The following is a 12,585-nucleotide window of genomic DNA, read 5'->3' as shown; positions in this document are numbered from 1 at the left end:
ACCCGCCGCCACATCCTTCCGGGCCGCCCCGGCTTCCCCCAGTTTTTCCAGCGCTCTCTTTGGTCAGTGAACACGTTGGAGCAACACCGGGGGTGCCGGGGCGGCCTGGTGCTTTAACCCTGCACCGGCTTGTCAATCGCTTTATCCAAGTGTTTGACTATAAGCTTGTACAGCGCGGGCTTGCCCCGCGCATCGCTCCACAACGAGGTGGTGCGCGATAATCTTGATCCCGCCGCACGGCCATGGCACCGATTGGTGCCGGGCCGCCGACGGAGGGGTGCGGGCAGGAAGGAACGGCAATGAACTGGAAGCAGGCGAACTTCCTGGGGATGGGTCTCTCGGCGACGCTGACAACGCTCGTCCTGGCCGTCATCGTCTCCAACGGCGCCGGGGGACTGCACGAGTTCCGCCTGGTCAACACGCTGCTGCTGGTGGTCTTCAGCTTCGTGGTGCTCGCCGCGGTGTTCAGCGCGCTGGGGGCAAAATTCCTCGGGTTCTCCTCCTGCCGCAACTGCATGCTTGCCGTGGGGCTGGCCTGGGCGCTCTCGGTCCCTTTGTCCGCCTGGATCAACATGGGCGGGGCCACCACGGAGGCCTTCGAGGTGTTCCCCGGCGACTGGGGGTGGGCACTGCTGCCCGCGCTGCTCTACGCCGGATCCATCGCCGGCCTGCAGCTGGACAGCCGCCGCCGCGAAGCGCGAGAAACCTCGGGCTGACCCGCCCCCGCACTACATGGAACCGGTGTCCGCCCCCGCGGCAGGCAACCGGCGCCAGCCGCGCTTGGTCTTCCCTGCGCTCCAGTAGCTGGAAATCTCGATCCTGCGTTGGTCCAGGTCCCAGTGCGTCAGCAGGCGCCTGATGTCCCGCGTGGCGTCGCGTTCGCCCAGTGCCAGGATCTCCACATGTCCGTGCGGGGCCCGCAGCTCGCGCAGCGCATTGGCCAGCATGGTGCTGGTGGCAGAGGGCTCTCCCGAGCGGTGGACCCAATGCAGCGCCATGCCCGCCGGTCGTTCGATCTCGAACTCGTCCTGGGCGGAATCGACCTCCAGGAACACCTGGCCCACCGCCTGGCGCGGCAACATCTCCAGGGCCGCGGCGATGGCCGGGATGGCCGATTCGTCCCCGACATACAGGTGCTGCTCCGCACCGGGATCCGGACGGAACTTGCCCTTGGGCCGCGAGAGCACCAACGGGTCGCCCGGTTTCGCCCCGGCCGCCCAGGATCCGCCGACGCCCTCGGTCCCGTGGACGAAGAAGTCGATCGCTATTTCACGGGCCACCGCATCATGGCGGCGGATCGTGTAGGAACGGGATACCGGCAGGTCCTCGCGGGCCAGGCGCCCGCGCAGCGAGCGCATCTCATAGGGCGGGACCAATCCCAGGACGGGGTTGGCGAAGTACAGCTTGACGTGCTGGTCGGCCGCGCCGTTGGACTCGAAGTCGGCAAAGCCCCCGCCCCCGGCAACAACGCGCACCATGCTTTGGCTCAGCCATTCCGTGCGCAGCACCTCGAGCACGATCTGCGGACCGCGCACCCGGGTGCGGACCGGGACCTCGGCTGCGACTTGGGCGGGACCCGCAACCGGGGGTGTCGATTCGGTGCCCGGGGCCGGATCCTGCGGCAAGGGGGGAAGCGCGCGGGCGCCGGCCTTGCGCAGCGCCCTGGTGGCAGCCGCGTAGGCTGCCCGGCCCCCGGCCCTCTCGGCGTCCCGCAGCGTCGCGTCCCGCAACGCCTTGGAAAGCCTGATGCCGCCGTGTCGTGCCGCACGCTTCAGCTTCTTCTTGGCGGCCTTGCGTCCGGCCCGCCGGCCTGCCTCCACGGCGGCTTCGAAGACCATGGCGTGTTCGCGGGCCAGTGCCGTGGGCAGCAGGCCGGGTTCCACCGGGTGCTTGGGGTGCGACATGTCGAGGGCTCCTCTCGGCCGTCTGGGGCGTGCGGGCATCTTCCGTATCCTCGAGTCTGGCCCGAGTGGCGCCCGGTTACAAGCGGACCGGTCCCATGGCGCGGCGTCCGGGGACCGACCTGTCCCGCTACCGGCACTGGTTCATCCGCCCGAGCACGAGCGCGAGGGCAGGCCAGGCACTGCGCCCGGCGCGGGTCCGGGCGAAGGCGCGCAGGCGCAGGCCGGGATTCTTCAGCGGCAGGATCGTGATCCCTTCCTTCCCCGGACGGTTTTCCGGAAGCAGCCCCACGCCGAGCCCGGCCAGGACCAGGTCCTCGACCAGATCCAGGCTGTCGGCCTGATGGCGCATGGCCGGGGCGAATCCGGCCATCGAGGACAGCAGCCGCAGCACCGTCTCGTCGGCGATGTTGCGCGAGTTCCCGATCCAGTCCCGGTCGCGGAAGGCGGAAAACACGTCCGCCGCACCGGGACCACCCGCGAAGCGCTCCGCGTCGCCGTTGGGCACGCCCAGGCCCCAGGGCGTGCTCCACAATTCCAGCGTTTCCACCCCGGGACCGACCGAATCCGGCGCCAGGTTGTAGTCGTAGGTCAGGGCCAGGTCGATGTCGTCGACGGCCAACTGGGCCAGGGCCTCGGCAGGCTCGTGCTCGAACACCACGATCCCCACCGCGGGGTGGTCGACGGCCAGCTCCTTGATGATGGGCATCAGCGTGGTGCGGATTGCGGTCGCGAACCCCGCCACCCGCAGCGTGCCCGAAGGCTCGGCGGCGGGATCCAGGTCCAGCGTGGCCGCATCGATGGCGCCGAGGATGGTGCGCGCGTGCTCGGCCAGCCGCCGGCCGGCCGGGGTGAGCCGAACCCCGCGCCCGTCGGGTTCCAGCAGCCGGGCTCCGGTTTCCCTCGAGAGCTGGGCGATCTGCTGGGAGACGGTCGAGGTGGTGGTGCCCAGCACGTCTGCGACGGCCCGCATCGAGCCCATGCGGGCCAGCTCGTAGTGGTATTGCAGGCGCCGGGTATCCATGAACACCATTGTGCAGGAAACCTGGACGATATGTTGATGGTTCTCGCGTGGACGTGGATGACCTGCCTCGGTTCTACTGAATCAATGACTTCAACACGCGCATCCGCAGGCAAGGGCGCCGGCGTCGGCTCCATGATGGCGTTTGCCGCGATGGGCTGCGTCCAGCTGGGCCTGGCCGCGTCGATCGGCCTGGCCGGAACCCTGGGCTCCGAGGGTGTCGCCTGGCTGCGCCTGGCCTGGGCCGCGGTGATCCTGGTGGCCGTTGCCCGCCCGTGGAGGATGCGACTCACCCGCGCCACGCTGGGAATCTGCGCACTGCTGGGCCTGGCCACCGCGGGCATGACTCTGGGCTTCATGAAGGCGGTGGAAACCATTGACCTGGGCACCGCGAGCGCCCTGGAATTCATTGGCCCGCTGGCCGTGGCGATCATCCAGGGCCGGGGTGCCGGGCGCTGGTGGGCGCTGGTGGCCGCCGCCGGAGTGCTCGGGCTGACCGAGCCCTGGAACGGGGCCGCGGATCCCACCGGCGTGCTTTTCGCCCTCGGCGGTGCGGTCTGCTGGGCCGTCTACGTCCTGCTGACCCAGCGCGCCGGGGACGCGATCGACGGCATCGGCGCGCTGGCCATCTCGATGCCCGTCGCGGCGGTGGCCGCAACGCTGGTGGTGGGTCCGGAGGTGATCGGGCGCATGGACGTGCAGTTGCTGGCGATCGGGTTCGCGCTCGCATTGTTGCTGCCGGTGATTCCGTTCAGCCTCGAGCTGCTGGCGCTGCGCCGGCTGACCACCGCGGCATTCGGCACGCTGATGTGCCTGGAACCGGCCATCGCGATGGCCGTCGGGCTGTTGATCCTGCACCAGGTCCCGCGCCCGGCCGCGATCTTGGGCATCTTGCTGGTCATCATCGCCGGGATCGGTGCCACGCGCACCGGCCGCCGCGACCCCGCACCGCTCGCCGCGGCCGCGGAGGATCCGGCCGCGGCCGCTGCTGCGCAGTCCATCCGGTAGGTCCCAGCCGTTTTCGGGAATCGCTGGGTCCTCACGCTGGGTTGACGCGCAATCTGCCCCCACTCGCGTCGGTCCATGCCCACTCACCAGAGTGGGCATGGGCGAGGATCCTGATGCGGTTCGTGAAACGGGAACAGGCCGGAACGGCCTAGTCAGCATGAATCTGCATGGTTCGCGACCAGCCATTTGGCGTGGGTGGGTTCCCTGGTCAAGACTCCCTCGGTCGAGGTCATCCACGAAATCCGACGACTGGGGTTGTCGAGTGTGGAGAGACGGTCCGAGTGTCCGGCAGGTAGCCGGGCCGTCCCCCGGCGATCCGTCTGGCCGCGCTCCGAGCATTTGGTACCGGTGGCCGGACCGGCCCGAATCAGTAGGTCGGTTCGGCTCCGTGGAGCGCCGCAGTGAGCAGGGCCCCCAGGTTTTCCGTGGTGACGGTCCGCGGGTTGTTCGCCGGGACCTGCGGCAGGATGAGGGACACCGCCTCGGCGATGTTCCCCGCCGTGAATCCGTGGTCCTTCAACGCACGCGGCGCATCCAGCCGTTCCCGCAGCGCGTCCAGGCCTCCGACGGCCGTATCCGATCCAAGTGCAGAAGCAATCCGGGCCTCTACCCCGGGTGCCGCGGGCGCGTTGAAGGCCAGCACGTAGGGCAGCACCGTGGCATGGGTTTGGGCGTGGGGCATGTTCCAGGTCCCGCCGAGCACGTGGCAGATCTTGTGGTGCAGGCCCGAGCCCGCAGAGGCGAAGGCGACGGCCGAAAGATAGGCGCCGTAGAGGGCCTGTTCGCGTCCCTCGCTGCCCGCCGGATCCGCGACAATTCCCGGCAGTCCGGTGGCGAGGGCGCGGATGCCCTCGGTGGCCAGCGCCGCATTGATCGGGTCGGCGCGTGGCCCCCACAGCGAGTCGATGCAGTGGGCCATGGCGTTCAGGCCGGAGGCCACCGAGAGGTCCACCGGCAATGACGTAGTCAGCGCGGCATCGTAGATGACGGTGGCGGGCAGCACGCGGGCATCGACACCGGTGGTCTTGCGCCCCGCTTTGGTCAGTCCCCAGACGTTGGTGGCCTCGGAGCCGGCATAGGTGGTGGGGACGGCGACGATGGGCAACGCGGTGTCAAGGGCGATGGCCTTGGCCAGGCCGATGGAGGATCCGCCGCCGAGACACACCAGCAGATCGATGTCGTTGTCCCGGGCGGCGGCGCGGGCGCGCTCGGCACCTTCGATTGGCACGTGTTGGACGATGTCGGAGTAATTCAGGGCCACCGGGAGATGCGCGGTCAACTTGGCGACGTTGCCGGAATCGCGGCGGCCGGCGATCACCATCACCCGGGAAGCGCCGAATCGCTCCACCTCGGCGGCCAGGTGCCCGGCCGCCCTGCCGGTGCCGAAAAGGACCCGTTGGGGCAGGGTGTCGTGGCTGAAGTTCATTCCCATATAGGCACTCCTTGTATCGAGGTTCCGCGCGGGGACCCGAGGCGTTGCCTGAAACGCTACCCGATACGCAGGTGGTCGCTGTCGGCGGAACAAATAGTCCCGCCGACAGCGACCACCTGCAAAACCCGGGATTCTAGAGCGGGGAGTTGTTCAGCCGCGCCAGCAGGTCGGTGAAGCGGCGGACCTCGCCCGGCTCCCACTCCGCGAGCCGGTTGTGGAGCACGCGGCGGGCGTTGGCCAGATTCGCGTCGAAGCGTGCCCGGGCCTCGGGGGTCATGGAGACCAGCAGCGCCCGCCCGTCGCTGGGATCCATGCTCCGCTCGACCAGGCCCAGGTGATCGAGCTGCTTGATGGTCCGGCTCATCATGGCCTTGTCCACCTCCATCTCCTCGGCCAGGCACCCCTGCTGCCGGGCTCCCGAGCGGGAGAGGATCGTGAGCACCTTGAACCCCATGGGGGGCAGCTCCGGGTCGATGGCCGCGGCCCGGGCCCGGATGCTGTTGCGCGCGTTGACGAACATTGTCGCGAATTGCTTCTCGACCTCGTCGATCAATGGCGCCATGACGGCGTCATTGGCCCTGGCGGGTTCCGCGACGGCGAAGGGGTCGGCCACGGCGTCCATCTCAGCGGCGCGCCGAGGTGTTCTCGCCGTCCAGGCGCGGGGTCGCCGCGATGGCAGCCTCGCCGACCTCGACCAGGATTGTCTCGGCAGCCTCGAGCTCCGTGTGCTGCGCGGCGGCCGCATCGGTCGCCTCGCGCTGGTGGCGGGTCTGGGTGCCCAGCTCCAGGTTTGGCATGAAGGCCACCGCAAAGATGGTCAGGATGCTCAGCGGGGCAGCGACCATGAAGACGTAGGCCACGGCGTCGCCGTAGGAGGACTCGATGATGTTCCTGACCGAGTCCGGCAGGGAATGCACGGCCGGGATGCTCCCGGAGGCCAGCGCCGCGGCCAGGTCCTTGCCCTTGTCCCCGAGTGCGGCAATTGCGGCGCCCAGCTCGGCGCTCTTGGCACCCAGCAGGTCCGCGACCTTCGTGGCCATCAGGGCCCCGAGGACCGAGACGCCGATGGTGCCGCCCAGCGAGCGGAAGAACGCGATGCCAGAGGAGGCCACGCCGATCTCCGCCGGGGTGACGGCGTTCTGCACGATCAGCACCAGGTTCTGCATGACCATGCCCAGGCCTGCGCCCAGGAGGAACATGTACACGGAGACCAGCACGAAGTTGGTGTCGTAGTGGATGGTTCCCAGCAGGTAGAGCCCGGCAAGCTGCAGCACCGAGCCGGTGACCATGATCGCCTTCCACTTGCCGTGCTTGGAGATCAGGGCACCGGCGATGGTGGAGATGACCAGCAGCCCTGCCATCATCGGGATGGTCATGAGCCCGGACTGGGTGGCGTTGGCGCCGCGGGCCAGTTGCATGTACTGGGCCAGGAAAACCGAGGTGCCGAACATCGACACGCCCACGGAGATCGAGGCGATGACCGAGAGGGTGAAGGTGTTGTTCTTGAACATCGTCAGCGGGATGATCGGCTCTGCCGCCTTGAACTCCACGATCACGAATGCGGCAAGCGCGGCAACGGCGCCGCCGACCATCCATGCGGTCGTGGCCGAGGCCCACTCGAAGTTCTTGCCGGCCATCGAAACCCAGATCAGCAGCAGCGAGACACCGGCCGAAAGCAACACGATGCCCGCGTAGTCGATGGATACCTTGCGCTTGGCCACTGCGGGCAGGTGCAGGGTCTTCTGGATCAGGACGATCGCGATGGCCGCAAAGGGCAGGGCGATGAAGAAGTTCCAGCGCCAGTTGATGGCGTCGGTGATGAATCCGCCGATCAGCGGTCCACCCACGGTGCCCAGCGCCATGACTGCGCCAAAGAGACCCATGTACTTGCCGCGCTCGCGCGGGGAAATGATGTCGGCCATGACGATCTGCGTCAGGGCGGTCAACCCGCCGGCGCCCAGGCCCTGGAAGACGCGCATGGTGATGAGCATCGAGGTGTCCTGCGAGAACCCGGCGATCGCCGAGGCGACCACGAAGATCAGCAGCGAGAGCTGCAGCAGGAGCTTGCGGTTGGACAGGTCGGCCAGCTTGCCCCAGATCGGGGTGGAGATGGTGGTGGCCAGCAGGGTCGCGGTGACCACCCAGGTGTAGGAGGTCTGGTCGCCGGCCAGGTCGGAAATGATGACCGGGAGCGAAGTGGAGACGACGGTGCCGGCGAGGATCGAGACGAACATGCCCATGAGCAGGCCGGTCAGTGATTGCAGCACCTGGCGGTGGGTCATGCCCGATTCGGACATTTCCGGTGCCGCCTTCGTGGTGGTGGGTGTCTGGGACAAAAGGGGACTCCAAAACAAGGGGGAAGATGGTTGATTGATATCAACTATATGGAATTGGTTGTCCAGATGCAACTAGTTTCACTGCGGGGTCGAGCGCCCGGTGCCGCCGCCCTCCGCTTCCGGGGCGCCCGTCGGCGATTTGGGGCCACCCGGCTCCCGCCTGCGCCCGCGCCCGCCGGGGGGCTGGCGTGCGCCCCCGCTCCCGCGGCATCGCCACGGCGCGCCTTGACGCCCTTTTGTGAGGCGTGGCATAGTCGGAGCATGAACCTGTCAGACAGCCGGGCAGTCGGACCGCAGCCGATCGTGCGAGTCAGTGCGGCCGAGGCCGTATTCTCCTCCATCCGCGACGCCATCGAGTCGGGCGAACTGCCCGTCGGCAGCAAATTGAGCGCCGAATCGGTGCTCGCCGCCCAATACGCGGTCAGCCGCTCGGTCATCCGCGAGGCCCTGCGCTCCTGCGCGGCACTCGGGCTCACCCGGACCCAAACCGGCAAGGGCACCTTCGTCATTGCCCCGCGCGCCGGTGGCGACCTGGTGCTCGGGGCCTTCTCCGCGCGCAGCCTCATGGAGGCACGCCCGCACATCGAGATCCCCGCGGCGCAATTCGCCGCCACCCGCGCCAGCGCCGACCAGCTTCTCCAGCTGCGCGGCATCATCGAGGCCATGGAAGACGAAGACGACCCGGAAATGTGGGTCACGCTCGATGCCAGCTTCCATGCCGCCATCGCCGCGGCCAGCGGCAACGGCGTCTTCGCACGCGTGGTCAACGACATCCGCGACGCGATGGTCAACCAGTCCGAGACCATCAACCTCATCACCGGCCGCCAGCACCCCTCGCACGCCGAACACCGCGAGATCCTCGCGGCCATCGAAGCCGGCGACGGTCCCGCGGCCGGGGCGGCCATGGCCGCGCACCTGGCCGCCGTCGACGAAGCCCTGACCCTGATCCTTGGAGCGGACAAGCCGTGAACCTCGCCCATTTCCCCGCCCACGCCCCGCTCGCCGTGCAAACCCGCGGCCTGCTGGTTGAAAGCGTCCACTACGGCTCGCTGGCGGCCCTGGACCCGAACGGCAGCACCGTGCTCACCCGCGGTGAACCCGGAGCCCGGATCTACCCGCGCTCGGCCCTGAAGCCGCTCTTCGCCGTGGCCATGGTGCGCGCCGGGCTCGAGCTGCCCGCTGACCAACTCGCGCTGGCCGCGGCCAGCCACTCCGGCTCCGCCGACCACCAGGACCTCGCCGCCAAGATCCTGGCCGAGGCCGGGCTGGAAGCCGCCGCGCTGCGCAACTCCACCGACCTGCCCTACGGAACCGCCGAACGCCACGCCTGGATCCAGGTCGGCAACGGACCCACCCGCTTGGCCCAGAACTGCTCGGGCAAGCACGCCGCGATGCTGGCCACCTGCGTGCTCAACGGCTGGGATACCGAAACCTACCTGCACCACGACCACCCGCTGCCCACCCTCATCCGGGCGGTCGTCGCCGAACTCACCGGCGAGGACGTGACCATCACCAGCACCGACGGGTGCGGCACCGAGGTCTTCGCGCTGAGCCTCACGGGCATGGCCAGGGCCTTCTCCAGGCTGGTCACCGCCGCCGAGGGCACCGCCGAACGCCGGGTCGCCGAGGCCATGCGCGCGCACCCGTTGATGGTTGCCGGGACCGGGCGCGATGTCACGGCGCTCATGGAAGCCGTGCCCGGGCTGCTGGCCAAGGACGGGTTCGAGGGAATCCAGCTCATCGCCCTGCCCGACGGCTCCGCGCTGGCGCTGAAGATCTCCGACGGGTCGGACCGGGCCCGCATGCCCGCCGCCGTACCCGCTTTGCTGGCCCTGGGCCTGGCGCCCGGGCCGCTGGAACCCTTCAACAACCTCCCCGTGCTCGGCGGCGGCCACCCGGTCGGCACCCTGTCCGGACTGCCCTTCGGCTAGCTCCGCTCCCGGCGCCGCATCGCGGCCCCATCCAAGACGCACCACCGCGCGCTGCCTTGCCGCGCCCAAAAACAGCCCTTTCAGCGCACCGCGCCATCCATCACCCACGCGCCGCCCAAGCACAGGAGATCCTCCCGCCATGAACGAATCCACCGCCACCTTGCATGCTCCGGCCGCCCAGTGCACCCGCAGCGAACACGATTTGATCGGCGACCGGGACATTCCCGCGGACGTCTACTGGGGCGTGCACACGCTGCGCGCCGTGGAAAACTTCCCGATCACCGGCCAGCCGCTGTCCACCAACACCAACCTGGTGATCGCCCTGGCCATGGTCAAGCAGGCCGCCGCCCAGACCAACCTGGAACTGGGCCTGCTCGATGTGCCCCGCGCCGAGGCCATCATCGCCGCCTGCGCCGAAATCATCGCCGGCAAGCTGCACGAGCAGTTCGTGGTCGACGTGATCCAGGGCGGCGCCGGGACCTCCTCGAACATGAACGCCAACGAGGTCATCGCCAACCGCGCGCTGGAAATCATGGGCCGCGCCAAGGGCGAGTACCACTTCCTACACCCCAACGACCACGTGAATCTCAGCCAGTCCACCAACGACGTGTACCCCACCGCGGTCCGCGTGGCCACCATCTTCGCCGCCACCTCTCTGGTCGCGGCCATGGAGCACCTCGGTGCAGCCTTCGCCGCCAAGGCCGTCGAGTTCCGCACCGTGGTGAAGATGGGCAGGACGCAGATGCAGGACGCCGTGCCGATGACCCTGGGCCAGGAGTTCAACGCCTATGCCGTGACCCCTGGGGGAGGACCGCCTGCGCCTGGCCGAGGCCACCTTGCTGGTCCACGAGATCAACCTCGGCGCCACCGCCATCGGCACCGGGCTCAACGCCCCGGCCGGCCTTCCGCATGGTCGGGGCGCCCTACACCGGGTACCTGACTCTCGCCTTCCTGGCCGCGGTCATCGTGCTGATGGCCTTCGATTCGCCGGTGGGCACCTGGACCGTGGCCTCGATCATCGTCATCGTCCCGGCGTTGATGATCGGTTGGTACGCCTCCCGCGGGCGCATCCGCGACATCGCCGCGGCACGCGATGCGGCCGACGCACGCGCCGAACAGGCAAGGTTCGCCGAGTTCTCGGTCGCCGGTACGGGAGACGCGGATTAACGGCCCGGCCGGACGATGACCAAATACCCTGTGCAACGGACGTGGAAGGAACGAGACTTGGCACAGGTGGGCGGCATCTACGTCGAGGAGTCTAGTCATGATGTACGGATGGGACGGAAGCTGGGGGGCAGGGGCCTGGATTGCCATGGGGCTGATGATGCTGCTGTTCTGGGGAGGCCTGGCCGCGGTGGTCATCGTCCTGCTGCGTGGGGGCCACTCCGGGGGAAGGAACAATTACGGGCCACCGGGGGACGACGCCGAGCGTATCCTCAACGAGCGGTTCGCCAGGGGCGAGATCGATGAAACAGAGTTCACGGCCCGCCGCGCAGCCTTGCGGCGCCGACCCTGAACGGCCTCCCCGCCTTGCCCGGGTGGCGTCCGGCCGGGCAGGGCGGGGATCGCGCTCGGGACACCTGCCGCGTCTCGCGGTGCGGGCAGCATCCCCGTCAGCCGAAGCCCACCGCGGCCTCCTTCGCAGATGCCCGTTGCTTTCCTCGCCGGCTCTGTTATTCTCGCAGCATGAGGCACCCATCATGCGTTGCTTTGCCACCCCTCAACCACCCCGACTCCGCAGCCGGCACGTGTGCCGGCATGCCCCACGGCTGCCGGCCATGAGCACCATCCAGTGCGGCGGCTGGGAAACGACCGCCCGGGCCCGAGAGCAGGCCGAGGCCGCCGACCTGGGGCGCTGGCTCTACACCCTGCAGCTGGAACGCGAGGAAGACCGCAAGTCGTTGATGAACAACGTCGCAGGTCTGGTCGTCGGGCTGATTGTCACCACCGCCAGCATCATGTTCCTGGTGCGAGCACACCCCGCGGTGCTCGGATTCCGGCTCGGCGGGATGGCGCTGAGCGCGCTGGGCCTGGGGTTCGTGCTCGTGTGCGGCTACCGGATGCTTTTCAAGGACCGCGAGGGCATCCGCGGGATCCTGCTCGGCCACGTCTACGAGGGTGGCCTGGTCCTTGAACGCACCCGGGGCCTATGCCACGTGGTGCCCCGGGATGCCAGCTCCCTGCGCCACGTCGCCTGGGACGCCGGCGGCGACGAACGCCCGCGTGAGCAGCTGTGGATCACGCTGCCCGGCGGCGTCGTGCGCGGCATCGAAACCTGGAGCGGGTTCGAATGCCGGCAGCTGGCGCAGCTGGCGACCCACTTCGGGAGGCCGGACGAACCGGAGCGGATCGCCCCGGTCCATCCCGCAGACATCCCCGAACTCCTTTAGGGGGAACCGGGGACGCGGTTAGATGCCGAGCTCCTCGCGCAAGCGGGCCACGTGCCCGCCGGCCGCCACGTTGTACTCGGCCAGTGAGACCAGTCCGGCGTCGTCAACCACCACGGTGCTGCGTAGCGTGCCGGAGGACTTCTTGCCGTTGAACTCCTTTTCCCCGTACGAGCCGTACGCAGAGGCAACCGCAAAATCGGGATCCGAAAGCAGCGGGAAGTTCAGCGACTCGGACGCCGTAAACGCGGTCAGGGCCTCGCCCTCGTCCGGGGAAACGCCCAGGACCTCGTACCCGGCGGCCTGCAGCGAGTTCAGGTTGTCCCGGAAATCGCAGGCCTCGGTGGTGCAGCCGGGGGTGGCCGCCTTGGGGTAGAAATACACGACGACGTTCTTGCCCGCGTAGTCGCCCAGCGAGACCTGCCGGCCGGTGGCATCGGCCAAGGTGAATTGCGGTGCGCGCTGCCCGACGGCCAGCGGTGATGAAAGTTCAGACACAAAAGACTCCATTCGTTTCCACATCCTGATAATTCAATTTCATACTAAGGCTTGTGTGGCGGACCAACAAG

At 68.6% G+C, this 12,585-nt stretch carries 13 protein-coding genes and 1 pseudogene; 8 read left to right on the top strand and 6 right to left on the bottom strand.

The features are described 5' to 3' along the window. The first annotated feature begins 299 nt into the window (after positions 1–299). Positions 300–716, top strand: a complete 417-nt coding sequence (locus DQ353_RS16820) for a hypothetical protein (protein WP_113764277.1) — start codon at positions 300–302, stop codon at positions 714–716. Positions 717–728: 12 nt separating this feature from the next. On the opposite strand, the gene DQ353_RS16815 is transcribed toward DQ353_RS16820, so the two are convergent. Both DQ353_RS16815 and DQ353_RS16810 read right to left on the bottom strand, forming a co-directional pair. Continuing rightward, positions 729–1,904: a siderophore-interacting protein gene (locus DQ353_RS16815; protein ID WP_181578454.1), complete on the bottom strand. Its 1,176-nt coding sequence runs from the start codon at positions 1,902–1,904 to the stop codon at positions 729–731. A 127-nt stretch (positions 1,905–2,031) separates the two neighbouring features. Next, positions 2,032–2,925: a LysR family transcriptional regulator gene (locus DQ353_RS16810; RefSeq protein WP_113764307.1), complete on the bottom strand. Its 894-nt coding sequence runs from the start codon at positions 2,923–2,925 to the stop codon at positions 2,032–2,034. Positions 2,926–3,009: 84 nt separating this feature from the next. On the opposite strand from DQ353_RS16810, the gene DQ353_RS16805 reads away from it, so the two are divergent. Beyond that, positions 3,010–3,930, top strand: coding sequence for an EamA family transporter (locus tag DQ353_RS16805; protein WP_286166869.1), 921 nt, complete (start codon positions 3,010–3,012; stop codon positions 3,928–3,930). Positions 3,931–4,297: 367 nt separating this feature from the next. On the opposite strand, the gene DQ353_RS16800 is transcribed toward DQ353_RS16805, so the two are convergent. The 3 genes from DQ353_RS16800 to DQ353_RS16790 form a co-directional block, all read right to left on the bottom strand. Further along, positions 4,298–5,362, bottom strand: a complete 1,065-nt coding sequence (locus DQ353_RS16800; protein ID WP_113764273.1) for a maleylacetate reductase — start codon at positions 5,360–5,362, stop codon at positions 4,298–4,300. 133 nt (positions 5,363–5,495) lie between these two features. Beyond that, positions 5,496–5,975, bottom strand: coding sequence for a MarR family winged helix-turn-helix transcriptional regulator (locus tag DQ353_RS16795; protein ID WP_181578453.1), 480 nt, complete (start codon positions 5,973–5,975; stop codon positions 5,496–5,498). A gap of 10 nt (positions 5,976–5,985) precedes the next feature. Then, on the bottom strand, positions 5,986–7,644 hold the full coding sequence (locus tag DQ353_RS16790; RefSeq protein ID WP_502696411.1) for an MDR family MFS transporter: 1,659 nt from the start codon (positions 7,642–7,644) through the stop codon (positions 5,986–5,988). Between the two features lie 315 nt (positions 7,645–7,959). On the opposite strand from DQ353_RS16790, the gene DQ353_RS16785 reads away from it, so the two are divergent. From DQ353_RS16785 to DQ353_RS16760, 6 genes and pseudogenes are all read left to right on the top strand, one after another. Beyond that, positions 7,960–8,667, top strand: a complete 708-nt coding sequence (locus DQ353_RS16785) for a FadR/GntR family transcriptional regulator (protein ID WP_113764269.1) — start codon at positions 7,960–7,962, stop codon at positions 8,665–8,667. Beyond that, positions 8,664–9,629 carry an asparaginase gene (locus tag DQ353_RS16780; RefSeq protein ID WP_113764267.1) on the top strand — a complete coding sequence of 322 codons (966 nt, stop codon included), beginning with the start codon at positions 8,664–8,666 and terminating at the stop codon, positions 9,627–9,629. The genes DQ353_RS16785 and DQ353_RS16780 overlap by 4 nt, the downstream gene beginning before the upstream one ends. A 139-nt stretch (positions 9,630–9,768) precedes the next feature. Then, positions 9,769–10,531: pseudogene (locus DQ353_RS16775) on the top strand (lyase family protein); the annotation flags it as partial. 7 nt (positions 10,532–10,538) lie between these two features. Further along, positions 10,539–10,796, top strand: coding sequence for a hypothetical protein (locus tag DQ353_RS16770; protein ID WP_353616706.1), 258 nt, complete (start codon positions 10,539–10,541; stop codon positions 10,794–10,796). Between the two features lie 97 nt (positions 10,797–10,893). Next, positions 10,894–11,145, top strand: coding sequence for an SHOCT domain-containing protein (locus tag DQ353_RS16765; protein ID WP_113764265.1), 252 nt, complete (start codon positions 10,894–10,896; stop codon positions 11,143–11,145). A 262-nt stretch (positions 11,146–11,407) separates the two neighbouring features. Continuing rightward, positions 11,408–12,019, top strand: a complete 612-nt coding sequence (locus tag DQ353_RS16760; protein ID WP_113764263.1) for a hypothetical protein — start codon at positions 11,408–11,410, stop codon at positions 12,017–12,019. Positions 12,020–12,037: 18 nt separating this feature from the next. Here DQ353_RS16760 and bcp read toward each other — a convergent pair whose 3' ends face one another. After that, positions 12,038–12,526, bottom strand: a complete 489-nt coding sequence (bcp, locus tag DQ353_RS16755) for a thioredoxin-dependent thiol peroxidase (RefSeq protein WP_113764261.1) — start codon at positions 12,524–12,526, stop codon at positions 12,038–12,040. Positions 12,527–12,585 lie beyond the last annotated feature (59 nt).

This window comes from Arthrobacter sp. AQ5-05, assembly GCF_003287975.1.
Lineage (GTDB): Bacteria > Actinomycetota > Actinomycetes > Actinomycetales > Micrococcaceae > Paeniglutamicibacter.
This window is presented reverse-complemented; position numbering and strand designations above follow the sequence as displayed.